General features: G+C 60.4%; 24 protein-coding genes and 2 pseudogenes. 24 read left to right on the top strand and 2 right to left on the bottom strand.

The features are described 5' to 3' along the window. Positions 1–271: 271 nt before the first annotated feature. The 3 genes from B7L72_RS03710 (at position 272) to B7L72_RS03700 (ending at position 2,280) form a co-directional block, all read left to right on the top strand. A complete protein-coding gene (locus B7L72_RS03710) occupies positions 272–967 on the top strand; it encodes a glutathione S-transferase N-terminal domain-containing protein (protein ID WP_081192626.1) in 696 nt (231 codons plus the stop codon). Between the two features lie 89 nt (positions 968–1,056). Further along, entirely contained in the window at positions 1,057–1,746 is a 690-nt protein-coding gene (locus tag B7L72_RS03705) for a glutathione binding-like protein (RefSeq protein WP_081192624.1), read from the top strand. A gap of 177 nt (positions 1,747–1,923) precedes the next feature. Next, a complete protein-coding gene (locus tag B7L72_RS03700; protein ID WP_016916200.1) occupies positions 1,924–2,280 on the top strand; it encodes a phasin family protein in 357 nt (118 codons plus the stop codon). A gap of 62 nt (positions 2,281–2,342) precedes the next feature. Here B7L72_RS03700 and uraD read toward each other — a convergent pair whose 3' ends face one another. Continuing rightward, complete coding sequence (uraD, locus tag B7L72_RS03695) at positions 2,343–2,885, bottom strand: 2-oxo-4-hydroxy-4-carboxy-5-ureidoimidazoline decarboxylase (protein WP_081192622.1); 543 nt, start codon at positions 2,883–2,885, stop codon at positions 2,343–2,345. Between the two features lie 124 nt (positions 2,886–3,009). Here uraD and uraH point away from each other — a divergent pair, with 124 nt between their 5' ends. The 3 genes from uraH to B7L72_RS03680 are packed head-to-tail and all read left to right on the top strand — an operon-like array spanning position 3,010 to position 5,315. Next, positions 3,010–3,363, top strand: a complete 354-nt coding sequence (gene uraH, locus B7L72_RS03690; RefSeq protein WP_016916202.1) for a hydroxyisourate hydrolase — start codon at positions 3,010–3,012, stop codon at positions 3,361–3,363. 11 nt (positions 3,364–3,374) lie between these two features. Then, positions 3,375–4,574, top strand: a complete 1,200-nt coding sequence (locus tag B7L72_RS03685) for a urate hydroxylase PuuD (protein ID WP_081192620.1) — start codon at positions 3,375–3,377, stop codon at positions 4,572–4,574. Between the two features lie 24 nt (positions 4,575–4,598). Next, positions 4,599–5,315, top strand: a complete 717-nt coding sequence (locus tag B7L72_RS03680; RefSeq protein ID WP_016916204.1) for a GntR family transcriptional regulator — start codon at positions 4,599–4,601, stop codon at positions 5,313–5,315. Between the two features lie 290 nt (positions 5,316–5,605). Here B7L72_RS03680 and B7L72_RS19070 read toward each other — a convergent pair. After that, positions 5,606–5,905: pseudogene (locus B7L72_RS19070) on the bottom strand (cytosine permease); the annotation flags it as partial. Between the two features lie 335 nt (positions 5,906–6,240). Between B7L72_RS19070 and puuE the strand changes: the two are divergent. The 18 genes and pseudogenes from puuE to B7L72_RS03585 all read left to right on the top strand — a co-directional run bounded on the left by puuE (position 6,241) and on the right by B7L72_RS03585 (position 26,171). Continuing rightward, on the top strand, positions 6,241–7,167 hold the full coding sequence (puuE, locus tag B7L72_RS03670; RefSeq protein ID WP_039175422.1) for an allantoinase PuuE: 927 nt from the start codon (positions 6,241–6,243) through the stop codon (positions 7,165–7,167). 82 nt (positions 7,168–7,249) lie between these two features. Then, positions 7,250–7,348, top strand: a pseudogene (locus tag B7L72_RS18475) (MurR/RpiR family transcriptional regulator); the annotation flags it as partial. A 177-nt stretch (positions 7,349–7,525) separates the two neighbouring features. Next, entirely contained in the window at positions 7,526–8,356 is an 831-nt protein-coding gene (locus B7L72_RS03660; RefSeq protein ID WP_016916214.1) for a bifunctional allantoicase/(S)-ureidoglycine aminohydrolase, read from the top strand. A gap of 37 nt (positions 8,357–8,393) precedes the next feature. Next, the gene (locus tag B7L72_RS03655) at positions 8,394–8,885 is read left to right on the top strand and encodes an ureidoglycolate lyase (protein WP_081136249.1); all 492 of its coding nucleotides are present in this window, start codon (positions 8,394–8,396) and stop codon (positions 8,883–8,885) included. Between the two features lie 98 nt (positions 8,886–8,983). Then, positions 8,984–10,468, top strand: a complete 1,485-nt coding sequence (gene pyk, locus B7L72_RS03650) for a pyruvate kinase (RefSeq protein ID WP_081192614.1) — start codon at positions 8,984–8,986, stop codon at positions 10,466–10,468. A 4-nt stretch (positions 10,469–10,472) separates the two neighbouring features. Continuing rightward, positions 10,473–11,240 (top strand): molybdate ABC transporter substrate-binding protein, encoded by a 768-nt coding sequence (gene modA, locus B7L72_RS03645; RefSeq protein ID WP_081192612.1) that lies wholly within the window; start codon positions 10,473–10,475, stop codon positions 11,238–11,240. After that, positions 11,240–11,908 (top strand): molybdate ABC transporter permease subunit, encoded by a 669-nt coding sequence (gene modB / locus B7L72_RS03640; protein ID WP_016916218.1) that lies wholly within the window; start codon positions 11,240–11,242, stop codon positions 11,906–11,908. The genes modA and modB overlap by 1 nt, the downstream gene beginning before the upstream one ends. Beyond that, positions 11,901–13,007: an ABC transporter ATP-binding protein gene (locus B7L72_RS03635; RefSeq protein ID WP_254893752.1), complete on the top strand. Its 1,107-nt coding sequence runs from the start codon at positions 11,901–11,903 to the stop codon at positions 13,005–13,007. The genes modB and B7L72_RS03635 overlap by 8 nt, the downstream gene beginning before the upstream one ends. Positions 13,008–13,023: 16 nt before the next feature. Beyond that, complete coding sequence (locus tag B7L72_RS03630) at positions 13,024–13,545, top strand: DUF192 domain-containing protein (protein WP_081136242.1); 522 nt, start codon at positions 13,024–13,026, stop codon at positions 13,543–13,545. A gap of 152 nt (positions 13,546–13,697) precedes the next feature. Further along, positions 13,698–14,924 (top strand): methyl-accepting chemotaxis protein, encoded by a 1,227-nt coding sequence (locus B7L72_RS03625; RefSeq protein ID WP_170919436.1) that lies wholly within the window; start codon positions 13,698–13,700, stop codon positions 14,922–14,924. A gap of 542 nt (positions 14,925–15,466) precedes the next feature. Continuing rightward, on the top strand, positions 15,467–16,447 hold the full coding sequence (locus tag B7L72_RS03620; protein ID WP_081192608.1) for a TAXI family TRAP transporter solute-binding subunit: 981 nt from the start codon (positions 15,467–15,469) through the stop codon (positions 16,445–16,447). A 132-nt stretch (positions 16,448–16,579) separates the two neighbouring features. Continuing rightward, a complete protein-coding gene (locus B7L72_RS03615) occupies positions 16,580–19,183 on the top strand; it encodes a TRAP transporter permease (protein ID WP_081192606.1) in 2,604 nt (867 codons plus the stop codon). Between the two features lie 13 nt (positions 19,184–19,196). Continuing rightward, positions 19,197–19,625 (top strand): universal stress protein, encoded by a 429-nt coding sequence (locus B7L72_RS03610; RefSeq protein ID WP_081136436.1) that lies wholly within the window; start codon positions 19,197–19,199, stop codon positions 19,623–19,625. Positions 19,626–19,913: 288 nt separating this feature from the next. Next, entirely contained in the window at positions 19,914–20,729 is an 816-nt protein-coding gene (locus B7L72_RS03605) for a DUF2189 domain-containing protein (RefSeq protein WP_081192604.1), read from the top strand. 213 nt (positions 20,730–20,942) lie between these two features. Beyond that, positions 20,943–21,431, top strand: a complete 489-nt coding sequence (locus B7L72_RS03600; protein WP_081192602.1) for an oxidoreductase — start codon at positions 20,943–20,945, stop codon at positions 21,429–21,431. Further along, positions 21,418–23,664, top strand: coding sequence for an ATP-binding protein (locus B7L72_RS03595; protein WP_081192600.1), 2,247 nt, complete (start codon positions 21,418–21,420; stop codon positions 23,662–23,664). The genes B7L72_RS03600 and B7L72_RS03595 overlap by 14 nt, the downstream gene beginning before the upstream one ends. Then, the gene (nosP, locus tag B7L72_RS03590; RefSeq protein WP_081192598.1) at positions 23,645–24,802 is read left to right on the top strand and encodes a nitric oxide-sensing protein NosP; all 1,158 of its coding nucleotides are present in this window, start codon (positions 23,645–23,647) and stop codon (positions 24,800–24,802) included. The genes B7L72_RS03595 and nosP overlap by 20 nt, the downstream gene beginning before the upstream one ends. Beyond that, positions 24,741–26,171: a hybrid sensor histidine kinase/response regulator gene (locus B7L72_RS03585; RefSeq protein WP_303245515.1), complete on the top strand. Its 1,431-nt coding sequence runs from the start codon at positions 24,741–24,743 to the stop codon at positions 26,169–26,171. Before nosP ends, B7L72_RS03585 begins: the two co-directional genes overlap by 62 nt. Positions 26,172–26,181: the final 10 nt, after the last annotated feature.

Genomic DNA, 26,181 nt, shown 5'->3' with positions numbered 1-26,181 from the left:
GAATGACTATGTTGGAAAATTGGTCTTACCAGTGAAGAGGGCTTTTTTTATCCTAGTTCATGGCATTTTTTTAGTATCAAGTAGTTGTTATTCATTGCTTTTTTAATACTTTTAGAAAGCCCCGTGACGACATTGTTATTAGACTAATAGACAGTTCAGTGACGGCGTAAAAAGGCAGTACACAGAGAAGGGCGCTCTATGCCTAGCGCAGGGACTGTGACAACGTAGCGCGTAGGCGCAATCTTTACCTCTTTTCAGGAGTCGTTCGACCATGGCCATCACGCTTTATGATTTGTGCGGTCTCGATGATCGCTTGAGATTTTCTCCCTACTGCTGGCGCGTGCGCATGGCGCTGGCCCACAAAGGGCTGGCATACACTACGGTGGCTTGGCGGTTTCAGCAGAAAGAGGCGCTGGCATTTGCCCACTACGACAAGGTGCCGGTGTTGACCGATGGTGACACGGTGGTCACCGACAGCTTCGATATCCTGCGCTACCTGGATACCACTTACCCTGAGGCGCCGGTGCTGGGCGATGGGCTGGGCTTGCAGCGTGTCACGTTGTTCAAGCAACTGGTGGATCGCAGCATTACGCCCGCGCTGTTTCGTATCGTGGTGCTGGATCTGCTGGAAGCCATCCACCCGGAGGATCGGGAGTACTTCCGCACCACCCGTGAAGCGCGCTTTGGGGCCAGCCTCGAGGCGGTTCACGACCCCGATAAAGGCCGCCAGCAGCTGCACCAGGCGCTGGTACCCGTCAGTGCGCAACTCAAGGAGATGCCTTTCCTCGATGGTGACTCCCCCGCTGGGGCAGATTACCTGCTGTTCGGCAGCATGATGTGGGCCTATAGCGTCTCGACCGAAACGCTGGTGGAGGAGCGTGACCCCGTGGCCGGCTGGTTCCAGCGCATGCTGGCGGTGCACGATGGCGTGGCGGGCAAGGCCATGACCATTCGTGATCTATACTAGGCTAAGCGGTACTCGCCGCTGACACTCACAGGCAACATGAAGGGCCACACCCCTGTATGGGCACGCCCTTCATGGACAAGGAGATGGCAATGATTGACCTGTATTACTGGACAACGCCCAACGGCCACAAAATCTCCATCATGCTTGAAGAAGCGAAGCTCGCCTATCGTGTAAAGCCCATCAATATCGGGCGGGGCGATCAGTTCGACCCCGAATTCCTGGCCATTGCCCCCAATAATCGCATTCCTGCCATCGTCGACCATGCCCCGCGCGACGGGGGGCAGCCCATGGCGCTGTTCGAATCAGGGGCGATTCTGGAGTACCTGGCAGACAAGAGCGGTCAGTTCCTGCCAGCAGAAGGGCGCGAGCGCTATGTGGTACTGCAGTGGCTGCACTGGCAGATGGGTGGGCTAGGCCCCATGGCCGGGCAAAATCACCACTTCTGCCACTATGCGCCCCACAAGATCGACTACGCCATCGAGCGCTACGTGCGTGAAACCAATCGGCTTTATAGCGTACTGGATCAGCGTCTTTCCCAGCAACACTATGTGGGCGGCGACCGTTACTCGATTGCCGACATGGCTATCTACCCGTGGATCGTGCCCTGGGAAAAACAGCGCCAGACGCTGGAGGAGTTTCCCGACCTGGAGCGCTGGTTCGAAGAGCTTTCCCAGCGTCCCGCCATTCGCAAAGCCTATGCATTGGTCGAGGATGTGAACCCCCAGGCAGGTGCTCCCATGGATGACCTGGCGCGTAAGCACTTGTTCGGTAACCGCTAGTAATGATTAACCGCGAGTGAGCTATTGGCCGTGCGAGTGAGGCGTGGGTGATGGTGAAAAAAATCATGTTGCGATGCACAAAAAGCGCTGCTAGCTTTGATATTAGCAACGGCAACCGCCCATCAAGATGCGCCGTTGAGCGCATCGTACCGCTAGCTCACTCAAGGAGATTTAGTGATGAACAAGACAGCAGAAAAAACCAGCCAGCAGTTTGAGTCCGTGTTTGTTTCCCCCATGCGCTCTTACACACTGGCAGCGCTGGACTACTACGAGCAGCTGGTCGGCGCTCAAATGGATGCTGCACGCGCCTATTCCGACATGACCATCGCCCAGGCGCGCACCTGGCTCGACGTCAAGGACGCCGATAGCTTCAAGAAAGCCATGGAAAGCCAGCAGAAAGCGGCCAGCGACATGATGGAGCGCATGAAAGGTGACTCCGAAAAAGTGACCTCTATCAGCCAGGGCTTCCTGCAGGAAAGTCAGAAAATGGCGGAAGAGACCACCAAGAAAGCAGCCGATACTGCCAAATCGTAACGGTTGCTCCATGAAAATGCCGCGCCCTGAAGCGCGGCATTTTTTTATCCAGAGAACGGGCGTTAGGTGGCGTCGCCTGCACGCGCTCTCAGCCGAAACCGTGCAATCCTGATGATTTGCTCGATGGCCGTTTTTCTTTCTTGTACCGGATCGTTGTCCAGGCGCTTTTCAAAGGCCTCCAGAATGGCATAGCGGTCCAGGCCCTTGACGGCAATCACGAAGGGAAAGCCAAATTTCTCCTGATAAGCGGCGTTCAACTGCTCGAAGCGGGCAAACTCTTCCGGTGAACACTGATCGAGCCCAGCACCGGCCTGTTCGCTGGTAGAGTCGTGGGTCAGCTCCCCGGCCAGCGCGGCTTTGCCGGCCAGATCAGGGTGTGCCTGAATGACGGCCGTCTGCTGCTCGGGAGATGCCTGTTGAAGCATCTTGCCCATCAGTTCGGCCAGCGCATCCGGGGCGTCGTGAGTCTCTTCCAGGCCGTGTTGCCAGGCGGCCTTGGCCACCCAGGGAGAGTGTTCATAGACATCGCCATAGTGTGCCACGAAGGTTTCCAGGCTGCTTTGGCTCGGGACAGGGGACAGTCGCAAAGGCGTTTCAGTCGGCACAAGGGTTCTCCAAGCGTGCGAAAAGGGAATTGCTGTATACAATAAATAGCATCAACGGTACTCTTTGACCAATAGGTCAAACCTGCCAACAACACCAATAACCCTGCCAATATGAGGAGTGACGATGGGACGCTTGACTACCCACGTGCTGGATACCGCCAAAGGGCAGCCCGGTCAGGGCATCATCATCGAGGTCTTTCGGTTGACCGGTGGCCAGCGCGAGCCGTTAGCGACCACCGTCACCAACAGCGACGGCCGCTGTGATGCGCCGCTGTTGGAAGGCGCGGCGCTGACCGCTGGCGAATATGAGCTAGTGTTCCATGCGGGAGACTATCTACGCCAGCAGGGGGTCGAGGCTGCCGAGCCCCGCTTCCTGGACGTCATCCCGCTGCGCTTTGGCGTGGCCGATGCCAGCCAGCATTACCACGTACCGCTGCTGCTCTCGCCGTATGGCTACTCGACCTATCGCGGTAGCTGAGGGGGCTTCACATGCAAGCGTACACTATCGAATTTGCCAACCTGCTGCTGCGCTGGCTCCACGTGATCGCCGCCATTGCCTGGATCGGAGAGTCGATCTATTTCGTCATGCTGGATAACAGCCTGCGCACGCCCAAGGCTCAGGAAGATCGTGACAAGGGCGTGTTTGGTGAGATGTGGGCGGTGCATGGCGGTGGTTTCTATCATAACCAGAAATACGCCACGGCCCCTGCCAAGCTCCCCAACGACCTGCACTGGTCGTTCTGGAAAGCCTACACCACATGGCTCTCTGGCTTTGCGCTGTTCGTCATTCTTTATATGGTCAATCCGGGCTTCTACCTGGTCAACTCCAACAGCAACTGGGCCTGGGCGGCCAACCTCACCGGTTGGCAAGCCAACCTGCTGGCATTGGGCTTCCTGCTGGGCGGCTGGGTGGTCTATAACGAGCTCTGCAAGCGTATCAGCCCGGATATGCAGCGTGACGGCCTGCTGAGCATTGCCGTGGCGGTGATGATGGTGGTCGTGGCGTATTTGAGCACCCAGATGTTCACCGGGCGGGCAGCCTTTCTGCTCACCGGGGCCGTCATGGCCACGGCCATGTCGGCCAACGTCTTCTTCTGGATCATTCCCGGCCAGCGCCGCATGGTCAAGGCCATGAAAGCCGGAGAGACCCCCAACCCGCTGGACGGCAAGCGCGGCAAGCAGCGCTCGGTGCACAACACCTACTTCACGCTGCCGGTGGTGCTGCTGATGGTGAGTAATCACTACTCTTTTCTTTACTCCCATGAGCAGGCCTGGATCGTCATGGCCTTGTTCATCTTTGCTGGCGCGCTGATTCGTCAGTTCTTCGTGCTGATGCATGCGGGCAAGGTCCAGCCTGCCTATCCTGCGATAGGCGTAGGGCTCATTCTGCTGGCGTTCTGGGTAGCAGCCCCCAGCCCGCGCGCCGCCGTGGAAAGTACCGGCGCGGCCCCCGACCAGGCTCAGGTCACCGCTCTGGTGGAGCAGCACTGCACCCTGTGTCATGCGCGTAACCCTGAGCACGCCGGGTTCTCCGCGCCACCTGCGGGCTACGCCTTCGATCACTGGGAAGAGATACTGGGCCACAAGGCGCAGATTCAGCGGGTCGTCGACACTCGCTACATGCCGCTGGGCAATATCACCAACATGAGTGACGAAGAGCGCGATATCATAGCGGCTTGGGAGGAGTAAATCGGTTCGCAGAGAGGAGACCCCATGAGCGAAGCGCAGACGGCGTTGAAACGGCGGCCCACGGAAAAAGAGGGTGACGAGCGCCACGAAGCCATTTACCGGGCAGTGAGCGATGCCATCGTGGAGCAACGCCTCAAGCCGGGTGCCCGGCTGCGCGAAGATGCCCTGGCAGAGGTGTTTGGCATCAGCCGCACGGGGATCCGTAAAATCCTGCAGCGGCTGGCGCTGGAGCAACTGGTGACCCTGACGCCGCGCCGTGGGGCCAGCGTGACGCGCCCTACCGCCGATGAAGCCAAGGACGTGTTCGATGCACGCCAGCTCATCGAGTGCGGCTTGATGCCGGACGTGGCAAGGCGCATGGATGCCAAGGCGGCTGCCGAGCTGCGAGACATGGCCAGGCAGGAGCGACAGGCCCTGCGCAGCGGCCAGCAAAGCGTGGCCATCCGTCTCTCGGCCGATTTCCACGTGCGCCTGGCGCAGCTCTCCGGCAACGCCACCCTGGCGGAATTCGTCGAGCGCCTCTGCTCGCGCTCTTCACTGATCCTCGCCGTATATGGTCATCGCGGCCACCTGGGCTGCGAGTCCCACGACCATGACGACCTGATCGGCTACCTGGAAGCAGGCAATGGCGAACGTGCCAAGGCCTTCATGAGCCGTCACCTCAAGGCCATCGAAGCGTCGCTGTCCATGGTCGAGGAGGAAGAAAATGTGCCGGACTTGCAGCAGATTTTTGGCGCATAGCGACGATAGTGCACAGCTCGATTGCCGCCAGCAGAAAAAACGCCACCGGAGACGATCCGGTGGCGTTGCTGAGACAGGCGCTCCTGCCGCGCTGGCGAACCGGCTTAATGAGCCCGCTGCTCAGCAAGCGTCGGCGCTGCCTTGAACTGCTTCATTAGCCCGTAGTAGAACACTCCCCCCAGGCCTGCACCAATCAACCACCCGAAGCCGTCGAGGCCGCTCAGGGCGGGGACGATGACGGTGGAGAGCGAGAATAGCGCGGCACCGCCAAAGGCCAGAAGGGCCCGGGTGTTCCAGCCGAACAGCGTCGCCGACACCATGCTGAGGGCACCGGCCCCAATCCAGCTCTGAAAGCCATACCACACGATGGCAGGCACGGCGCGCCCCAGCCCGGGGATACGCGTTCCGGTGAACCCAAAGGCGCTGCGCGCCTGCACCATGAACGGAATGCCGTGCTTGTATCCGGCGGCGCCATTGATGGCCAGCGCCACGCCGATCACAAAGCAGCCGATGGCGATGGCCAGCGTGGCTTGCAGCAAGTTGAGCGTGCCCACCACGCTGGAGCCCATGGCGAAGGTGTCAATCGACACGCAGCCACCAAACCAGACAAGAAGTTTCCGTCATGGCCGCCGTGGTATTGGGGTTGATCAGACGTATATGCACGTTTGGATGCTCTTGTGTGAACAATATTTTCTATCTTGTATACAAAAATAGGGCGGTTGTTAGCCAAGTGCAAGGGGCTAATGCACTTGATGCTCTCGATATGGGTTGACCAATCGTTCAGGTTTCAATAGCCTGGCTCAGCAGGGGCCGTCAAAGCGTCGAGAACTCAAATGATTAGCCCTGCGCTGCATTGCAGGCGCTGGTTAAAATGACTATTTTGTATACAAACTAAAATGCGCTGCCTCGCTAAAGGAGCCCGACCATGTCTTCCCATTACCCGCGTGACCTGATTGGCTACGGTCAAACGCCCCCTCATGCCCAGTGGCCCAACGGCGCCAAAATAGCCGTGCAGTTCGTACTCAACTACGAAGAGGGCGCGGAGAATTGCGTGCTTCACGGGGATGCGGGGTCCGAGCAGTTCCTTTCCGAGATCATCGGGGCAGCCAGCTATCCCGACCGCCACCTGAGCATGGAGTCCATCTACGAGTACGGCTCGCGAGCTGGCGTGTGGCGCATTCTGCGCGAATTTGAGCGTCGTGGGCTGCCGCTCACCGTGTTTGGGGTGGCCATGGCGCTGGAGCGCCACCCGGAGGTGGCGCAGGCGTTCAAGGAGCTGGGCCATGAAGTGGCCTGTCACGGCTACCGCTGGATTCACTATCAGGAAACGCCCGAGCACGTAGAGCGCGAGCACCTGCAAAAAGCCATGGAGATTTTCCAGCGTCTGTACGGTGAGAAGCCACAAGGCTGGTACACCGGCCGCGATAGCCCCAATACGCGGCGCCTGATATTGGATGAAGGCGGGTTTCTCTACGACAGCGATTACTACGGCGACGACCTGCCTTTCTGGACCCGCGTGAGCGACAGCCAGGGTGCCGAGCACCAGCATCTGGTGGTGCCCTACACCCTGGATACCAATGACATGCGTTTTGCGGCGCCGCAGGGGTTCAATACCGCCGACCACTTCTTTACCTACCTGCGCGACGCCTTTGATGTACTGTATGCCGAAGGGGAGGAGGCGCCGAAAATGCTTTCGATTGGCATGCACTGCCGGTTGCTGGGCCGCCCGGGCCGTTTCCGTGCGCTTCAGCGCTTTCTGGACCATATCGAAGCGCATGATCGAGTATGGGTTGCCCGCCGGGTCGATATCGCTCGTCACTGGGCCGAACACCACCCCGCACCGACTCAGTAACCCAAGGATGCGATAGGACACCATGACGCCCCACATAGGACAACGGATTGCCGCCCAATTCGATGCGCTGACGGCTGCCCAGCAGATCGTGGTCATGGGGTTTCGCAACAGCTATCCGCTGGCGTTACATCTGCGCCAGCAGTTGATTCAGGCGCGTGGGCGAGTACGCCTGGCGCCTCAGTTTCTGGGATATTTTGCGCAACCTGCTGCTGGCGGCCCGCTGGACCGTGGTGCTGTCGTTGATCGCCTTTATCGGAGGGGCCACGGCGGCGCTGGGGTACCCCGTGTCTGCCTGGCTCGGTATAAGCTTCTGGTCAGTGTCATATTCTCGTATACAAAAAATGTCAGGGAGGCCCCCATGCCAGCCAATTACTATGCGCCCACCGGCGGACACCCGCCGCAAACTCAGTTGACCGCTGACCGTGCCGTTTTCACGGAAGCCTATGCGCTGATCCCCAAAGGGGTGATGCGCGATATCGTGACCAGCAACCTGCCTTTCTGGGAAGGCACGCGGCTGTGGGTATTGGCGCGTCCGCTGTCCGGGTTTGCAGAGACGTTCTCTCAATACATCATGGAAGTGCAGCCCGAGGGCGGCAGCGACAAGCCTGAGCTGGACCCTCAGGCAGAAGGGGTGCTGTTCATCGTGGAAGGAGAACTGACGCTGACATTGGCTGGCGAGCGTCATCTCATGGGCCCTGGCGGCTACGCCTTCATTCCCCCCGGCAGCCACTGGCAGGTTCGCAACGAGTCCCGCGAGCCGGTGCGCTTCCATTGGGTGCGCAAGGCCTATGAGTTCGTCGAGGGGCTGGACGTACCGCCGGCCTTCGTCACCAACGAGCAGGAGATCGCACCGATCGAGATGCCGGGCACGGAAGGGCGCTGGGCAACGACGCGCTTTGTCGAACCTGGCGATGTGCGCCACGACATGCACGTCAACATCGTGACGTTCCAGCCCGGTGGCGTGATTCCGTTCGACGAAACCCACGTGATGGAGCACGGGCTCTACGTGCTGGAAGGCAAGGCGGTCTACCACCTCAACCAGCAGTGGGTAGAAGTGGAAGCGGGGGACTTCATGTGGCTACGGGCGTTCTGCCCTCAAGCCTGTTATGCGGGTGGGCCTGGCCCGTTCCGTTATCTGCTGTACAAGGATGTGAATCGTCACGCGGCGTTGCGCCTTGGCGCTCGCTAACGGTGGCGCACAAGCACACTGACCACCAGGAGCCATCATGCTGACACTCGAAGCAAAACCCCTGACACAAGCAGCATTTGAACCATTTGGCGAGGTGCTCGATGCGCGCACCTCGCCATCGTTTCCGATCAACGCAGGGCGTACCCAGCGGCATCACGACTTGGCGCGGGTCGAGACGCTGGGCGACAACCCGCGCACCCTGGTGAGCATTTTTGTCAGCCAGCCGGTGTCGCTGCCGTTGACGCTGACGTTTCTGGAACGCCACCCGCTGGGCAGCCAGGCTTTCATGCCGCTGCACGAAGAGCGTTTCATCGTGGTGGTCGCCCCGCCCGGCGACACCATCGCGCCCCAGGACGTTCGGGCCTTCGTGACGGATGGCCGCCAGGGGGTGAACTACCGAGCAGGCACCTGGCACGCCATTCAGTCGGTGCTGGAGCGGGAAGGCGAGTTTCTCGTGGTGGACCGCGGTGGAGATGGCAACAACTGTGACGAGTACCCGCTGTCCTTGTGCGTGCACGTGGCGCCGTAATCGCCGACATTGGCCGTTGCAACAAGTACATGCGAGTGTCATCTTGCTTGGGGTATGCTGATACGCGAACATTTCCTCTTTTACTGGTCAGGACATTTATGAGCACAAACATCCATATCCCCCTTCGTCGTACCAAGATCGTCGCTACCCTTGGCCCTGCCAGTGACCGCGAGGGCGTACTGGAGGCCATGCTGAAGGCAGGGGTGGATGTGGTGCGCTTGAACTTTTCGCACGGCACCGCCGACGACCATCGGCGTCGCCTGGCCCGGGTGCGTGAGATTGCTGCCCAACTGGGCCGCAGCGTAGCGGCGCTGGGCGACCTGCAAGGCCCCAAGATCCGCGTTGCCCGTTTCAAGGAGGGCGCCGTGTATCTGGAAGAGGGCCAGGGCTTCGTGCTCGACATGGCCATGGACAGCGATGCCGGTACTCAGCAGGGCGTCGGTTGCGACTACAAGACCCTGGCCGATGACGTCACGGCCGGCGACCGCCTGCTGCTGGACGATGGCCGTGTGGTGCTGGACGTGACCCGTGTCGAAGGCAAGCAGGTACATACCCAGGTGGTCGTGGGGGGCAAACTCTCCAACCACAAGGGGATCAACAAGCAGGGGGGAGGCCTCTCCGCGCCGGCCTTGACCGAAAAAGACAAGGCCGACTTGAAAACGGCGGTGGAGATCGGCGTCGATTACCTGGCGATTTCGTTCCCGCGCTCGGCAGAAGACATGCGTGAAGCGCGTCGGCTGCTGGGCGAGGAGGGCAAGGAGATTGGCCTGGTGGCCAAGGTCGAGCGTGCCGAGGCCGTGGCCGACGAGGCGACGCTGGATGGCATCATCGAAGCCTCTGAAGCGGTCATGGTGGCGCGTGGTGACCTGGGCGTGGAAATTGGCGATGCCAAGCTGGTCGGCGTGCAGAAACGCATGATCAAGCGCGCCCGTTCGCTCAACCGGGCCGTGATCACGGCGACCCAAATGATGGAAAGCATGATTTCTGCGCCGCTGCCCACCCGAGCAGAAGTGTTCGACGTGGCCAACGCCGTGCTGGATGGCAGCGATGCCGTGATGCTGTCGGCAGAAACGGCGGCGGGCGACTACCCGCTGGAAACCGTCGAGGCCATGGCGCGCGTGTGCCTGGGAGCCGAGCGGGAGCGGGTGGCGCAAGAGTCCGGGCACCGTATTCATGAAGGCTTTACCCGTCCGGATGAAACCATTGCGCTGTCGGCCATGTACGCTGCCAACCACATGACAGGGGTAGCGGCGATTGCCTGCATGACGGCGTCTGGCTATACGCCGCTCATCGCATCGCGGATTCGCTCCGGTCTGCCCATCGTGGGCCTGGCACACAACCCCATCGCCCAGCGTCGCATGGCGCTTTATCGCGGCGTGGTATCGCTGCCTTTCGATACCTCCGAGATGAGCGCCACCGAGCTGAATGACCAAGCGTTGACCCTGCTGGTCAAGCAAGGGGTTGCCAAGCTGGGTGACCACGTCATCCTCACCCGCGGCGACCACATGAATGCTCACGGTGGCACCAACACCATGAAGGTGATGGTGATTAACGAGCAGCATGTGGAAAGTGCCAAGGCCTAAGCGCATGCGTTGGCTGCTGTGCCTCGGTTGCCTGCTGCTGGGTGCGCCTGCCATGGCAGGCGCACCCATCGTAGCGGCGGCCTCCAGTCTGCACTTCTTTTTGGAAGAGGCTTCTGAACGGTTTACCCAGCAAACCGGGCATACGCTGCGCCTCAACCTGGGCTCTTCCGGTAACTTCCGCCGTCAGATCGCCCAGGGGGCGCCCTTCGAGCTGTTTCTTTCCGCCGATGAGGGCTTCGTGCAAGCGCTCTACCGGGAAGGGCACGTCGAGGATGACGGCGTGATCTATGCACGTGGGCGGCTGGCCTGGGTACAGCCTGCCGGTCGCTATCCTTCACCCGATGAACAGGCGCCCTTGGCCGGCGTGGAAGACGCCGTGGCCGCGTTGCAGAATGGCCAGCGCCTGCGGATAGCCATGGCCAGCCCCGAGCATGCACCGTATGGCGTGGCCGCTCAGCAAGTACTGGAAAGGGCAGGGCTCTGGGAGGCCAGTCGCCCGCTGCGCATACAGGGGGAAAACGTTTCCCAGGCGATGCAGTTTGCGCTGTCCGACGACGCAAGGGGCGGGCTGGTGGCCTATTCGCTGGTGCTGGCGCCTGGGCTGGCGGCCCGTAGCGAGAGCGTGCTGGTCCCCGAAGCGTGGCACACGCCGCTGACTCAGCGCATGGTGCTGACCCCTCATGCCGGAGAAGCCGCCCAGGCCTTCTATGCCTGGCTGCAACAGCCCGAGGCCCAGGCCCTCTTTCGCGCCTACGGCTTCAGTACCGAGTGATGGACTGGACGGCGCTGGGGGTCTCGCTGCGGCTGGCGGCGTTGACGAGCCTGCTGCTGGTGCCACTGGGCATCTGGTGCGGGCGGTGGCTGGCCACGGCTCGGTTTCGTGGCAAGGGCGTCTGCGAAGCGCTGATTGCTCTGCCTCTGGTGCTGCCGCCCACGGTGCTGGGCTTCTATCTGCTGCAGCAGTTTGGACGCGATGCGCCGCTGGGCAGCGCCTGGGCAGCGCTCACCGGCAGCGGCCTCAACTTTACCTTCACCGGGATTCTGCTGGCCTCTTTGATTGCCAACCTGCCGTTTGCCATTCAGCCCATTCAGCGGGCCTTCGAGCATGTGCCCGTGCATTTGCGCGAAGCGGCCTGGTGTAGCGGGCTCAGCCCCTGGCAGACCCTGTGGCGCATCGAACTGCCGCTGGTGTGGCCAGGCATCCTGTCGGCGACCGCGCTGACCTTTGCCCATACGTTGGGGGAGTTTGGCGTGATTCTGCTGGTGGGCGGCGCCATCGATGGCGAAACCCGAACGCTCTCCATTGCCATTTATGACCGAGTGCAGGCCTTCGACGAGCAGGGCGCGGCCACCATGTCGGCGCTGCTGCTGGCCATCTCGCTGGCGACGTTGGGGCTGGTCTATGGGTTGGCGGGCAGGCGCAGGTGGGCACGTGGCTGATTTGACGGTGTCCGTGCATCAGGCGGGGCCCATCCCCTTGAACGCCAGCTTCCGCTGCGCGCCGGGGGAGCTGCTGGCGCTGGTGGGGCCATCGGGCAGCGGCAAGACCACCCTGCTACGCTCCATTGCCGGGCTCTACCATCCTGCCCAGGGCCACATCAGCTGTGCCGGTGAGCGGTGGCTTTCGGCCGGGCAGGGGCCGCGCCAGGCACTGACACCCCAGCAGCGCAAGGTGGGCATGGTCTTTCAGGACTATGCGCTGTTCCCGCACCTGACCGCGCAGCAGAACGTCCAGGTCGCCATGGGTCACCTCCCCTCAGTGGCAAGACCCGCACGTGCCGCGCAATGGCTGGCCCAGGTGCGCCTGGAAGGGCTGGAGAACCGCTACCCCAGCCAGCTTTCGGGAGGGCAGCGTCAGCGGGTTGCCCTGGCGCGGGCACTGGCACGAGAGCCCCGCGTGCTGCTGCTGGACGAACCCTTTTCTGCGGTCGATCAGGTCACTCGGCGCCGCTTGCAGCGGGAGCTTGCGCTGTTGCGTCAGCAAATTGCCATCCCCATCGTGCTGGTCACCCACGACCTCGAAGAAGCGACGGCCTTGGCCGACCAGATCTGTGTGCTGCACAACGGCACCAGCTTGCAGCAGGGCGGCCCGGAGCGGCTGTTTCGCCAGCCTGACACGCCCCTGGTGGCGCGTTTGCTCGACCGCCACAATGTTTTTCAGGGGCAGGTGGTCAACACGGCCAGCGGGCCACGGCTGCAGTGGGGCGAGTGGTGGCTGGAAGTCGCTCGCGGCCTCGAACACTGCTCGGCGGGGGAGACCGTGACCTGGTATCTGCCGCCGTCGGATATCGTCTTGCACCGACGCGGGCGGCCCTCCCAGGGGGAGCGCGAAAACCCGGTGACGGCCACGGTGAGTGAAATGGTGATGCTGGGCAGCATGACTTCGGTTTCGCTGCGCGTTTCGCATGGGGATATGCTACGTTTCGATATCGCTACCCACGCGGCCAAACGCAACCAGCTGGCGTTGGGGGAGCCTGTGACCGTCTCGCTGCTGGCCGAGGGAATTCACCTCATGACCTCGCCGCAGGCCACTGTATAGGAAGAAGGAATCTGTCATGACCCTGTCCCGCCGCCAACTGCTGAAAACCACCCTGGGGGTCTCCCTGGCGAGCTGCCTGCCGCTATCGCTCGTGACCGCCATGGCCGCCGAGTCGGCCATGGTCGATACTCTGCCGTTGGCGATTCACAGCGAGGGCGGGCCGCATCGTCTGGAAGTGGAAGTGGCCGAAACGGTTGCCCAGCGTCAGCGTGGGCTGATGGGACGTGAGCACTTGCCAACCTCACGCGGCATGCTGTTCCGCTTTGAGAGCGAACAGCCTGCAGGCAATGCGTTCTGGATGTATCGCACGCTGATCCCGTTGGATATCGCTTACATCGATGACCAAGGCCGCATCGTGGCGATCAATACCATGCAGCCCTGTGAGTCCAGCACCCCGCGTGAGTGCCCCTCCTATCCTGCAGGCGTGGCCTACCATGCCGCCCTGGAAGTAAACGCGGGCTATTTTGCCGAGCGTGGCATCCAGGTAGGCGACTGCGTGTCCGTGCCTGCGCTGGCCGGCTTCTGCCGCCCGGAGTAACGTTCTGGGTGCGCGCAGGATTTAGTGCACCAAAATGGGAAGTGGGTGGGCACTTACTATCAGATGGCATGCTTGCTCAGCATTAGCTAAAGCTGGCATGTAAAATGCTTACTCCTTGGGTACCCAATGCTTTTTACCCAAGGATAACGGCTATGACCAACCGCTCACGACTTCCTATCTACTCCTTACTTTGGGGCGGCGCTGCAATACTGATCCTTATGGAGCTAGCAGTTGGTGCTATCGGTGTGCAGCAAGTGGCTGCGTTAAGTGCTAATGCAGCAAGTGATGTGGCAGCCCAACAGGCCCGGCATGCACAACAGCTAATAATAGGGCTAACGGCGGGGGTTATCGCGCTTAGTGTTCTGCTGGTAATCATGCTGCCGCGCATGCTGAATCGCGCCCTGGGCGCTAGCCCCGCCGAAATAAGAAAACGCGTGCGCGAAATTGGTGCTAACAACCTGCGCAGCGATGCAGCCTCCTCGAACCTGCAAGGTGTGGCCTCCGAACTCAACGTCATGACTCACTCCTTGGCTGCGACCGTTAACCAGGTTCGCCAAGCGTCGTTTGATGTTGAAACCGAAAGCAACGTTGTGGCCAATACCAGCGAGGAGCTGTTAACACGGGTCGAGCAGCAGGCCAGTATGCTAAGCGAAACCGCTTCGGCCATGGAGCAGCTGGGTGGCACGGTGGCTAACAATGCAGAACGTGCTCAGGAAGTGGGTCGAGATGCGAGTGAAGCGGCACGCTTGGCCGGTGAGGGTGGCGACTTAGTGGTGAAAGTAGAGCGTACCATTCAAGACTTGAATGCCCGCTCTGAAGAGGTGGTCAGTATCGTCTCACTAATCGATAATATTGCCTTTCAAACCAACATTTTGGCACTAAATGCTTCTGTAGAGGCCGCTAGAGCGGGGGAGCAAGGACGTGGCTTTGCGGTGGTGGCCCATGAGGTGCGTCAGCTCGCTACGCGCAGTGCAGAGGCTTCCCAGCAGATTAGCCAACTGATTCACACCAATATAGAGCAGGTGGCGTCTAGTGCCGCTCTGACTAGCCAGGCCGACGATAAAACCCGTCAAGCCGTCCAGGCTATTACCCGCGTGACTGAGCTGGTTAGTGAAATTAGCCAAGCCAGCACAGAGCAAACGCGAGCCGTACGGGAAGTCGCCAAGGCAGTGTCAGAGATGGATGCGGTAACTCAGCAAAATGCACAATTGGTAAGACAAAACGCTGAGGCCGGTGATGGGCTGAGCAAGCGTTCCAACCAGCTGGGTGATGCGATTGCCAAGTTTGACCTTGACGATGAGATACTCCTGCCGCGTGCGCGCACCACTCAAGAGGCGTTAAAGGGTCAGTTGCCCACTGGCATACTGCAGCTTGGCTAAGGCATTAGTTTGCTTGCGAAGGGCGACGTCGAAACCTGATCACCACCAGGTTGTCCGCTCCAATTTGCTTACTCCGCTATAACGTTTGATGCCTGGTGACAACACGCACAGCCCGCCGAGGATACCCTATGCAAAAATGGTATGGCCCAGGCGGGCATGTTTAACGCTGACTAAACGTTACAGATGCGCAAACCCCGCTAAACTTGTTTCCAGTGGCGTACCGAGGCAATCCGCCGCTGCCCTCAGCAATGAGGCGTTCACCGTTGGTTGCCCTCGACATCCAGGAGGGTGGTGGCGTTGCCTGGTGGGTAGCTAGTGAACGGTAAAAACGTCTCTCGTGGCTGCCATCGCAAGCGTGAAATGGCTGTGCGCTTCGCCAAGTGGTTTTTTTTCGCTAAAGTAGTCACTGTCGGCAGTAATTGCCGAGGTTGATAACAGACTGTCTTGACAACGTTTTGGAACCGTAACACCTGAAGGGAACCGTTCTGCAGGTGGTTGCAAAGCGCATAACGCTCACAACATCAAGATAAAGAGGTGTATTCATGAAACGCCATGTATTTTCTACTGCGGCCTTCTCGGGCGCGTTCATCGCTGCGGCTTCCTTCGCCTCTCCGGCGGTAGCTCAGGACCGTTACATCACCATCGGTACCGGTGGCCAAACCGGCGTTTATTACGTCGTGGGTCAGTCGGTTTGCCGCATGGTCAACCGTGGCAGCGATGAGCACAACATTCGTTGTAACGCACCGTCCACCGGCGGTTCCGTGGCTAACGTCAATGGGCTGAAAAGCGGCGAGCTGGACATGGGCGTTGTCCAGTCAGACGTGCAGTACCGTGCTTACCATGGTGAAGCCAACTTTGAAGAGGACGGCGCGTGGGAAGAGATGCGTGCGCTCTTCACCATGCATGGCGAGCCGCTGACCGTAGTTGCTCGTGCCGATTCCGGTATTGAAAGCATTACCGACTTCCCCGGCAAGCGTGTCAACATCGGTAACCCCGGTTCTGGCCAGCGCAACACCATGGATGTGGTGATGAACGCATTTGGTTGGGACGAGAGCACCTTCGCTCTGGCTTCTCAACTGGACGCTGCCGAGCAGGCGGCTGCGCTGTCTGACAACAACATCGATGCCATGGTGTACGTGGTAGGCCACCCGAACGGCTCTATCCAGGAAGCCACCACCACTATCGATGCGCGCCTGGTATCGGTCACTGGCGATGAAATCGACAGCCTGATCGAAGAGTACCCCTACTACACCCGTTCCGTGATCCCGGGCGGCCTCTACCGTGGTAATGACGAAGACGTCGAAACCTTCGGTGTGGCAGCGACCTTCGTGTCTTCCACGGCAGTAGATGAAGAGGTGGTCTACGAAACGGTCAAAGCCGTGTTCGAGAACTTCGATCGCTTCAAGCGTCTGCACCCGGCATTCGAAAACCTGAACGAAGAAGACATGATCTCCGACGGTCTGACGGCGCCGCTGCACGATGGCGCAGCACGTTACTACCGTGAGCGTGGCTGGATCGAATAAGTCTTGAAAAGCGATGCTGCTGGCTAAGGTGAGCAGCCTCGCGATGAGTGATAAAGCGCGGGCACCTCGGGTGTCCGCGCTTCTTGTTGAAAGTACTGATTCACAGTGCTGACCATTAGGCAGGGCAAGCGTATGCGTGATGACAAACAACCTTCGGCAGCCGCTGGAAGCGACCTGGAGGATATGGTCGCTTCCAGCGATACAGGGGCAAGGAAGCCCCTGGGCGTGCCGGGTAAGCTGCTGGTAAGTATTGCAGCTGCCTGGTCGCTGTTTCAGCTATGGATTGCATCGCCACTTCCTTTCATGCTCGGGTTCGGCGTTTTCAACTCTACGGAAGCGCGCTCCATTCACCTGGCATTTGCGCTGTTTCTGGCCTTCATGGCCTATCCTGCGTTTAAGCGCTCGCCGCGTGATCGCGTGCCGCTGCTGGATTGGGGATTGGCTGCGGTGGCCGCCTTCTGCGGCGCCTATCTGTTTTTGTTCTTTGGCGATTTGGCTCAGCGTCCGGGCAGGCCCATCACCCAGGACGTGGTGGTCGGCGTCGTCGGCATTGTGCTGCTGCTGGAAGCCGCCCGTCGTGCGTTAGGGCCACCGCTGATGATCGTGGCCGGGGTGTTCATCGCCTATTCCTTGTTCGGGCCTTATATGCCAGGCATTCTTGCCCACCGTGGGGTTAGCCTGAATGGCTTGATCAACCACCAGTGGTTGGGCACGCAAGGGGTGTTTGGTATTGCGGTCGGCGTATCTACCAGTTTCGTTTTCCTGTTCGTACTGTTTGGCGCCTTGCTGGATAAAGCCGGGGCCGGTAACTATTTCATCAAAGTGGCCTTCTCGCTGCTGGGGCACTTCAAGGGCGGTCCGGCCAAGGCAGCGGTGGTGGCCTCGGGCATGACGGGACTGATTTCGGGCTCTTCGATTGCCAATACGGTCACCACCGGTACCTTTACCATCCCCATGATGAAACGCGTTGGCTTTAGCTCCGAAAAAGCGGGCGCGGTGGAAGTCTCCTCCTCGGTGAACGGCCAGATCATGCCGCCGGTCATGGGGGCAGCTGCCTTCCTGATGGTGGAGTATGTGGGCATTCCCTATGTGGAAGTCATCAAGCATGCGTTCCTGCCGGCCGTCATTTCTTATATTGCGTTGATCTACATCGTTCACCTCGAAGCACTGAAGGCGAACATGACTGGCCTGCCGTCCAGCAACCCGGCACGCCCGTTGATCAATAAGGTGCTGGGCTTCCTGACCGGCCTGATTCTGATCATGGCCCTCTCGTTTGCTGTCTATTACGGACTGGGCTGGCTAAAGCCGCTGTTGGGTGATGCGACCCCGTGGGTCGTCGCAGTGCTGCTGGCAGTGACCTATGTGGGCCTGTTGAAGATCGGTTCGGGCTACCCCGAGCTGGAGATGGACGACCCCAACTCCAAGGTCGTCACGCTGCCACAGACGCGTCCCACGGTCATGGTCGGGCTGCACTACATCCTGCCGGTGGTGGTACTGGTCTGGTGCTTGATGGTCGAACGGCTCTCGCCGGGGCTGTCTGCCTTCTGGGCAACCGTGTTCATGATCTTCATCATGGTTACCCAGCGGCCAATCACCGCTCTGTTCCGTGGCCGTAGCAAAATGGCCGCCGACATCAAGGAAGGTTTCCTTGACCTCTGGGATGGTCTGGTAGCCGGTGCTCGCAACATGATTGGGATCGGTATCGCCACGGCCACCGCCGGGATCGTGGTGGGTGCGGTATCCCAGACTGGCGTAGGCCTGGTGCTGGCCGACGTGGTCGAAGTGCTGTCCGGTGGCAACCTGATGTTGATTCTGCTGCTGACGGCACTGCTCAGCCTGATTCTGGGCATGGGGCTGCCGACCACCGCCAACTACATCGTGGTGTCAGCACTGATGGCCCCCGTCATCGTCCTGCTGGGCCAGCAGAATGGCTTGATCGTTCCGCTGATTGCCGTGCATCTGTTCGTGTTCTACTTCGGTATCATGGCCGACGTGACGCCTCCGGTGGGCCTGGCGTCGTTTGCGGCGGCTGCGGTGTCGGGGGGCGATCCTCTGCGAACGGGCTTCCAGGCGTTCTATTACAGCCTGCGCACGGCGGCCCTGCCGTTCCTGTTCATCTTCAATACCGACCTGCTGCTGATCGACGTGTCGTTCATGCAGGGGATCGTGATTTTTGTCATCGCGACCATCGCCATGCTGATCTTCGCGGCGGGTACTCAGGGGTACATGCTGGTCCGCAGCCGCTGGTACGAGTCGCTGCTGCTGCTACTGGTTGCCTTTACCCTGTTCCGCCCCGGTTATTGGATGGACCGCATTCATGATCCGTACGAGTCGGTGCCGCCAGCACAGTTTGCAGAAGCACTTGGGCAAGTCGAAGATGGCAGTAACCTGCGCGTGCAAATCGCGGGAGAAGACAACTTCGGCGACCCCATGACCACGTATATTCTGGTGCCTGTACCGCGTGGCGATTCCGCTGAAGAACGCATGGAGCGTCTGGGCATGGAGCTGTGGGTAGACGGTGATCAGGCCACGGTCGACTTCGTGCAGTTCGGCGGCCTGGCGCAGGATCTGGGCTTCGACTTCGATCAGGAAATCATCGAAGTATTGGCGCCCGTCGACCGTTGGGCGAAAGAGTGGATGTGGATTCCCGGGTTCGCCCTCTTTGCTTTCGTTGTGTTACTGCAACGCCGCCGTCGCGACAAGGAACGTGCGGCAACGACTTCGGCGGCCACCTGAGGAGATGACGATCATGTATCAGAAAATCCTGCTACCGGTGGATCTGAACGAAGAAGCGTCTTGGAAGAAGGCCTTGCCCACGGCGATCACGCTGTGTCAGACCTTCGGGGCGTCGCTGCATATCGTGACGGTGCTGCCGGAGTTCAAGATGCCCATGGTGGGCGCCTACTTTCCGAAGAACTTTTCGGAAAAGGCTCACACGGCCATCAAGGAGGCGCAGCGCTCGTTCATCAAGGAGCATGTGCCCGAAGGGATCAAAACCCAGAGCGTGATCGTCGACGGCTCGCCCTGGGAGGCCATTATCAAGGTAGGCAAGAAAATCGATGCCGACCTGATCGTGATGGCCTCGCATACCAAGCGCAAGTTCGTCGATTACGTGCTGGGGCCCAACGCCGAGCACGTCGTGCATCATGCCAAAGTGTCGGTCATGATCGTGCGCTAGCCGCTCGCTCCGACTGCACCCACGCAACGCGCCAGGCATATTGTCTGGCGCGTTTTTTGTATATTAACCCGCGCTAACGCATCGAATTAATCGTTGGTAATCGGCCCTGTTGAGGGTTTTTTGTACGCGACTCCGTCAAAACACGTCGCTCCATGGCAACTCAACTACATTAAAAGAGCATTAAGCCATTAACGTGGAAGTAATGGTGTCATCACGCAGGGTAACGATTTGCTTGCCTGGGTGTTTGGTGCAACAACGCCATTTGGGGTAAAACACGGGAGTTACGCCATGAATGCAACAACAAAAACACAGCCAGTGGCAGGTGTGCCCAACGTCAAGATCATCATTAACAAGGTCGGGATGGACAGGCCACGGGCCTGGCTGGCCGCCGGTGTGGAAGATTTCCGTCGCGCGTCCGCCATCAGCCTGGCGTACGGGCTGTTCTGGGTGGGCTTGAGCATTGCCATTACGGCAGGTGCCTTTACACTGGGTTACTGGTATTGGCTGCTGCCGATGATTGCCGGGTTCATGTTCGTGGGCCCGCTGGTGGCGGTGGGCTCTTACGGCATCAGCCGGGCACTCGAGCAGGGGCGCGCGCCCACCCTGGGGGACGCTTTTGGCAGTTGGAAGCCCCACGCGGGGCAGCTGGCCATGATGGGCGTCATGATGATGATTTTCTTTCTCGCCTGGATTCGTCTGGCCACGCTACTGTTCGCGCTGTTTTTCGGTTTCGAAGTGCCTAGTCCGGCTACCCTGTATACCGCACTGCTCACCACGCCCGAAGGGCTAGGCATGCTGGCGGTGGGCACCGTGGCAGGTGGTGTGCTGGCCTTTGGCGCATTTGCCATCAGCGCCGTGGCCATTCCGACCCTGATGGACCAGGACTTGACCTTCATGGAGGGCATCGAGGCCAGCGTGCGCTGCGTGGCGCGTAACTTCCGCCCCATGCTGCTATGGGCTGCCATTCTGACTGGCTGTGTGCTGGTGGGTGTGATGACGTTCTACATCGGCTTGGCGCTGATTCTGCCTGTACTTGGTCATGCCAGTTGGCACGCCTACGAAGAGCTGGTGCGCTTTGAACCCGTTGAGCAGCTGAAAAGCTGACGGTACCTTGAGGCCACTTCTTCACTTGGCTAGCAGGATATAACCGGCTCTTTACCAAAAACATCGTCATTAGCCTGACCCGGGAATCGAGATGGCGTACCCTAAGCGCCATCTCTTTTTATTTGTGCCTGTCGCAAGGTTTGGGCGAAGGGTGCGCTCAGCACAATACGATACGAGGGCTTGGTAGTGAAAGCGTTGTTATTGGGGTGCTTCATGCTGGCGTTCAGCATTCCTCATGCGGGGCTGGCAGAAATGACTGCGCCACTGGCGTCGCCAGAAGGGCATGTCATGCTCACCGTCGATGGTCGTGTTGGGGCCACTAACGTAGGGCATCAAGCGCAATTTGATCGCGAGTTGCTGCTGACATTGCCTCAGCATTCGTTTACCACGGGAACCCCGTGGACAGAGGGCAAGAGTGACTATCGCGGCCCTTTGATGCGCACCCTGCTGGAGTTTCTGGAGGCAGAGGGCGAGACAGTCAAGGTGGCCGCACTAAATGGTTACGAGGCGGAAATTCCGGTCAGTGATTTTTACGACTACGATGTCATCCTGGCGCTCGCGCGTGACGATCGTGACATTCCAATTCGTGAGTATGGCCCCTTATGGGTGCTTTATCCCTTTGATCAGGACGAAGCACTGCTGAGCGAGCGGATGCGCTTCAGGTCGGTCTGGCAGGTCATGCATATCCATGTCGGCCAGTGAGCCTACGGCGCGGGCGCCACGTTTGCTGCGTTACCCACGGCGTCTCAAGCTGCTGGCCATCGTCACGGTGCTGCTGTTCGCGGCGGCGCTGGTGGTGGCGGGTCTCTCCGCCTGGCGCCAGGACAACCTGACCCAGAGCCTGCGCGAAGATACGGCCTGGGTGGTCTACAAACTCGACCGTGACGCCGTGCAGCTATTGAACCATTTGCTGGCGGAAACGCGTACGCCACTCTCTGCGACGGCCCAGGATGCGCTGAATCTGCGTTTCGAGCTGCTTTACAGCCGTATCAACCTGCTGCAAGAGGGCGAGGTCAGCTCACTCTTGCAGAATATTGGCACGGCGCGTGAGCTGTTGGCATCGATTCAGCAGCAGTTGGATCGGTTGGATCCGATGTTCAAACCTTATGCCGAGGGGACGCCACTGCCCGTTACGGCGCTGGAAAGCGAGCTGCAAGCCCTTACCCGGTTGACCGAGCGCTTCGTCATTGCCATCAATGGCTATCTCGCCGAATCGGCAACGGAAGAGCGCGCCTTGTTGAGCATGCTCTACAAGCTACTCATTACGCTGCTGTTCGGGATGAGTTTTGCCGTCCTACTGGTGATTGCGTTTCTGGTACGCGAGATGCGTGAAAGTGCGGCCGCGCGTCGTGAGCAGGAACAGCTGGGTAAGCAGCTTCAGGTGACCGCTCGCCAGGCGCAGGCCGCCAACCATGCCAAATCCGATTTCCTGGCCATGGTCAGCCATGAAATCCGCACGCCTCTGAACGGCGTGATCGGGATGAGCGAACTGCTTCGTGAGCCTGCCAGCCCCGCTCAGGTAGAAGATTACGCCCGCACGATCCACGAGAGCGCCAATCAGCTGCTGGCCATGATCAACGAGATTCTCGACTTCTCCAAGATCGAGGCAGGACATTTGACGCTGGAAACGACCCCCACGGCGCTCGCCCCTTTGGTGGAAGGCGTCATGGCACTGTTCGAACCCAGGGCGCAGGCCAAGGGAGTGCAGCTCTCGCTGGATATCGATGCGCTGGTACCGGCCTGGGTCATGATAGATGCAGGGCGCTTGCGTCAAATTCTGCTCAACCTGATCGCCAATGCCATCAAGTTCACCGATTACGGTAGCGTCACCATTCGGGTCAGCTCGACGGTCAACGTGCTGGTGTTTGAAATCCATGATACGGGCTGTGGGATCTATCCCGAGCAGCAGGCTGCCTTGTTCGAGCCCTTTCAGCAGGCTGACGAGAGCGTGGCCAGACGGTATGGCGGCACCGGGTTGGGGCTAGCGATTTGCAAACGCTTGTGTGAAGCCATGCAGGGCCGCATGGGGGTGACCAGCGAGCCGGGCCAAGGCAGCACGTTCTGGTGTGAGCTGCCGCTGGTCGAGGCGACCCCCGTCGATACCCCGCTACCTGCCGTGCCCTCCCGAGACTTTGCCGGTTTCTCGCTGCTGTTGGTAGAAGACAACGCCGTCAATCGGAAAGTCGCGGTGGGCTTATTGTCGCGGCTGGGGTGTGAAGTGGTGTGCGCCGAAAATGGCCGTGAAGCATTGAACATGGTCACACGGCAGTCGGTGCATCTGGTGTTCATGGATATTCAGTTGCCCGATATGAGCGGCATCGAGGTCACGCGTCGACTGCGCCAACAGGCGGGGTGGTGTCAGCAGGTGCCCATTATCGCCATGACCGCGGGCGGCGCGGACGATGATCGTCAGCGCTGCCTGGCGGCTGGCATGAACGACTACATCACCAAGCCGCTATCGCTGTTGGCATTGAGCAATGTGCTGGCACTACACCTGACAGGTCAGCAGGGCCAGCCTCTGCCCAGTATGACCGACACGCGGGAGGAGCATGATGACGCGTGCCTGTTGGACGAAGCCGCACTGCAAACGCTGTTGGCCTCGTTGGGCAGCGAGAGTGTGACGCAACTGATCGTGCTCTATCATCAGCAGATGAGTGACTATACCGCGCAGTTGGCGGGCTACTTTTCCAGCGAGGGGAGTGTGGACAGCGATCAGGCACTGCAAGTGAAGCGGTTAGCGCACCAGCTGCGTGGCGAGTCGCTAAGCGTCGGCGCCGAGCGATTGGCGGCCGAGGCCAAGCGACTGGAACTGATGGCCGATATGCCCTCGCCCGAAGGTGAGCAACTGAGCCGGGCATTCAGCAGCTTGCGCCACTGCGCAGGTCGTACTCACGCTGCGCTGGAGAAGTGGCGACGTGACCATCAACTCTACTGACAGCGGTATTCGTACTGCTGCAAGTCGCCATGCCGACCCCGCTCAGGCGGCCGCAGAGCTGGCTTCCCAACTGCACCACCCCAATGCGGGCTTTTTGCTGTTCTTTTGCAGCGCGGAGTACCCATTGGAGGCATTGGCAACGGCGCTTGGTGCGGCCTTTGGTGAGCTGCCCATCAGCGGTTGTACCACGGCAGGTGAGCTGACTCCGCAAGGTTACGAGCGAGGGTCCATTGTCGCCATATGTCTCGATCAGCGGTTTTTCGCCGTCGAAACGGCATTGATCGACGATCTCGAAGGTTTTGATCTCGCCGTGGCTCAGTCACTGGTCGACACCCTACTGGACCGCTGCCGACATCAGGCGGTGGCACCGGTCAATGAGCACAGTTTTGCGCTCACGCTGCTGGATGGCTTGTCGAGCCGAGAAGAGCAGGTGCTGGCCACTCTGGACGCCGCGTTGGGTCGCATTCCCAGCTTCGGAGGCTCGGCCGGTGACGACAATCACCTGTCCCATACCCATGTCTACGCGAAGGGCCGTTTTCATACCCAGGCGGCCGTCGTGGTAATGATCAATACCCGGTTGCCGTTTGAGGTGTTTTCCACACACCACTTGCAGCCGCTTGAGCACAAGCTGGTGGTCACGGCGGTTGACCATGCGCAGCGGCGGGTGCATGAGCTGAACGGGCTGCCAGCGGCCCAGCTCTATGCCGAGCTGGTAGGGCGTCCGGTGGCGGCGCTGGACCCCGTGGTGTTTGCCCAGCACCCGCTGGCCGTGCGGTTGGGAGGCCAGCACTACATTCGCTCCATCCAGCGCGTCAATGACGACGACAGCCTGAGCTTTTACTGTGCCGTTGAAAACGGCATCGTCCTCACCGCCATGCAGCCGGCCCCTTTGCTGGAGAATCTGGCGACCATGCTGGCGCGGGTGGAAGCTCGGCTAGGGCCTCCAGTGGCCGTCATCGGCTGCGACTGCTTTTTGCGGCGCATGGCGCTCGAGTCGTTGGGGCAGCTGGCCCAGGCCTCGACGCTGCTGCGCCATGCCAACGTGGTCGGTTTCAATACCTATGGTGAGCAGCATCATGGCATGCACGTCAATCAGACCTTTACGGGGGTGGCCTTTGGCGCTCTTCCAGCCTCCTGAGCAACACGGTGAACAGCCGACTCTGGCAACGCTGCAGGAGGAAAATCGCCGTTTGCGCAAAGTATGCCAGGCGTTGATGGCGCGCGTGGAGTCAGGCGGCAGTCCCAGCGGCGCCCCGTATGCCGCATTCGAACGCTCGGTGCTGCTGGCCGAGCAGGTGCGCGAGCGCACCGATGCCCTGCATCGCGCGCTGGATGAGCTTGGGCGCGTGAATGCTCGGCTGTTGGCTGCCAATGCCCAGGCCGAAGCCGCCAACCTCTCCAAGACCCGCTTTCTGGCGGCGGTCAGCCATGACTTGCTGCAGCCCTTGAACGCCGCGCGGCTGTTTGCCAGTGCGCTGGAATCTCACACCCTGCCCGATGCCTCGCAGGCGTTGGTGGGGCATATCGGCCGCTCCTTGAAGGATGTCGAAGGCTTGCTGGGCACGCTGGTGGACATTTCACGGCTGGACGCCGGGGTGCTCCACGCCGACAAGGCACCCTTTGCCGTGAGTACCCTGCTGGATGCGCTGGCCGAGGAGTATCGTCAGGTGGCTGCCGTGCGCGGCTTGTCGTTTCACTACGTGGCGTCTCGGGCCTGGGTGGACTCGGATCTGGCGCTGCTGGCGCGAGTGGTGCGCAACTTCCTGAGTAACGCCGTGCGCTACACCGAACAGGGGCACCTGTTGTTGGGATGTCGGCGGCGAACCAACGGGCTCGAGATCATGGTGGGAGATACGGGCACCGGTATTCCTGAAGCGCAGCGGCAGGCGATCTTTCTCGAATTTCGCCGTGCCAGCCAGCCTCAGGGGGACCACAGCCGCGGGCTTGGGCTGGGCCTGGCCATCGTCGACCGTATCAGCGCCATGCTGGAGCACCCGATTGCGCTTACGTCGCGCCCCGGGCGCGGCTCCCTGTTCTCCGTTCTCGTGCCCTATGCGGGAGCGGCCGGTGCCGCGTCTGCAAGCGGGGTAGACGCTGGCTGGTGGCACGAAGACCCTCTACAGGGCTGCGTGGTGTGGGTGGTGGATGATGACCCGGCCATCCTCGCGGGCATGCAGGCGCTGCTCGGCGGTTGGGGTTGCCGCGTGCGTGCTGCCGCTACGGTGAGTGCGCTGGAGGCGGCCAGCGACGGGGAGCGACCTGCGGTTCTGTTGGTGGATTATCATCTGGGTGAGCATCGCGAAAATGGTATCGATCTGGCCGCGCGACTGCGGCGGCGTTATCCCGGCCTCGCGACCGTCGTCATTACCGCCAACCACGAAGCCGCGGTCAAGCGCGCCTCTCGGGAAGCAGGCCTGTACTACTTGCTGAAGCCTCTGAAGCCCCTGAAGCCCCTGCGGCTCAAGATGCTGCTGGGAACGCTACTGGAGAACCATCCGCCAGGATAGGGCACGTTGG

This window comes from Halomonas sp. BC1, assembly GCF_002078135.1.
GTDB classification, from domain to species: domain Bacteria; phylum Pseudomonadota; class Gammaproteobacteria; order Pseudomonadales; family Halomonadaceae; genus Vreelandella; species Vreelandella stevensii.
The sequence above is the reverse complement of the archived record's forward strand: the minus strand, read 5'-3'. Positions and strand labels throughout refer to the sequence as shown.

Bases quoted from the DNA above. Each gene is read 5' to 3' on its own strand.
- B7L72_RS03655 (WP_081136249.1), top strand. From the start codon at position 8,394: ATGCTGACACTCGAAGCAAAACCCCTGACACAAGCAGCATTTGAACCA.
- B7L72_RS03585 (WP_303245515.1), top strand. From the start codon at position 24,741: ATGGCATGCACGTCAATCAGACCTTTACGGGGGTGGCCTTTGGCGCTC.
- B7L72_RS03710 (WP_081192626.1), top strand. From the start codon at position 272: ATGGCCATCACGCTTTATGATTTGTGCGGTCTCGATGATCGCTTGAGA.
- B7L72_RS03615 (WP_081192606.1), top strand. From the start codon at position 16,580: ATGCGTGATGACAAACAACCTTCGGCAGCCGCTGGAAGCGACCTGGAG.
- B7L72_RS03600 (WP_081192602.1), top strand. From the start codon at position 20,943: ATGCTGGCGTTCAGCATTCCTCATGCGGGGCTGGCAGAAATGACTGCG.
- B7L72_RS03620 (WP_081192608.1), top strand. From the start codon at position 15,467: ATGAAACGCCATGTATTTTCTACTGCGGCCTTCTCGGGCGCGTTCATC.
- modB (WP_016916218.1), top strand. From the start codon at position 11,240: ATGGACTGGACGGCGCTGGGGGTCTCGCTGCGGCTGGCGGCGTTGACG.
- B7L72_RS03680 (WP_016916204.1), top strand. From the start codon at position 4,599: ATGAGCGAAGCGCAGACGGCGTTGAAACGGCGGCCCACGGAAAAAGAG.
- puuE (WP_039175422.1), top strand. From the start codon at position 6,241: ATGTCTTCCCATTACCCGCGTGACCTGATTGGCTACGGTCAAACGCCC.
- B7L72_RS03705 (WP_081192624.1), top strand. From the start codon at position 1,057: ATGATTGACCTGTATTACTGGACAACGCCCAACGGCCACAAAATCTCC.
- B7L72_RS03630 (WP_081136242.1), top strand. From the start codon at position 13,024: ATGACCCTGTCCCGCCGCCAACTGCTGAAAACCACCCTGGGGGTCTCC.
- B7L72_RS03595 (WP_081192600.1), top strand. From the start codon at position 21,418: ATGTCGGCCAGTGAGCCTACGGCGCGGGCGCCACGTTTGCTGCGTTAC.
- uraH (WP_016916202.1), top strand. From the start codon at position 3,010: ATGGGACGCTTGACTACCCACGTGCTGGATACCGCCAAAGGGCAGCCC.
- modA (WP_081192612.1), top strand. From the start codon at position 10,473: ATGCGTTGGCTGCTGTGCCTCGGTTGCCTGCTGCTGGGTGCGCCTGCC.
- B7L72_RS03625 (WP_170919436.1), top strand. From the start codon at position 13,698: ATGACCAACCGCTCACGACTTCCTATCTACTCCTTACTTTGGGGCGGC.
- B7L72_RS03685 (WP_081192620.1), top strand. From the start codon at position 3,375: ATGCAAGCGTACACTATCGAATTTGCCAACCTGCTGCTGCGCTGGCTC.
- B7L72_RS03700 (WP_016916200.1), top strand. From the start codon at position 1,924: ATGAACAAGACAGCAGAAAAAACCAGCCAGCAGTTTGAGTCCGTGTTT.
- B7L72_RS03610 (WP_081136436.1), top strand. From the start codon at position 19,197: ATGTATCAGAAAATCCTGCTACCGGTGGATCTGAACGAAGAAGCGTCT.
- pyk (WP_081192614.1), top strand. From the start codon at position 8,984: ATGAGCACAAACATCCATATCCCCCTTCGTCGTACCAAGATCGTCGCT.
- B7L72_RS03605 (WP_081192604.1), top strand. From the start codon at position 19,914: ATGAATGCAACAACAAAAACACAGCCAGTGGCAGGTGTGCCCAACGTC.
- B7L72_RS03660 (WP_016916214.1), top strand. From the start codon at position 7,526: ATGCCAGCCAATTACTATGCGCCCACCGGCGGACACCCGCCGCAAACT.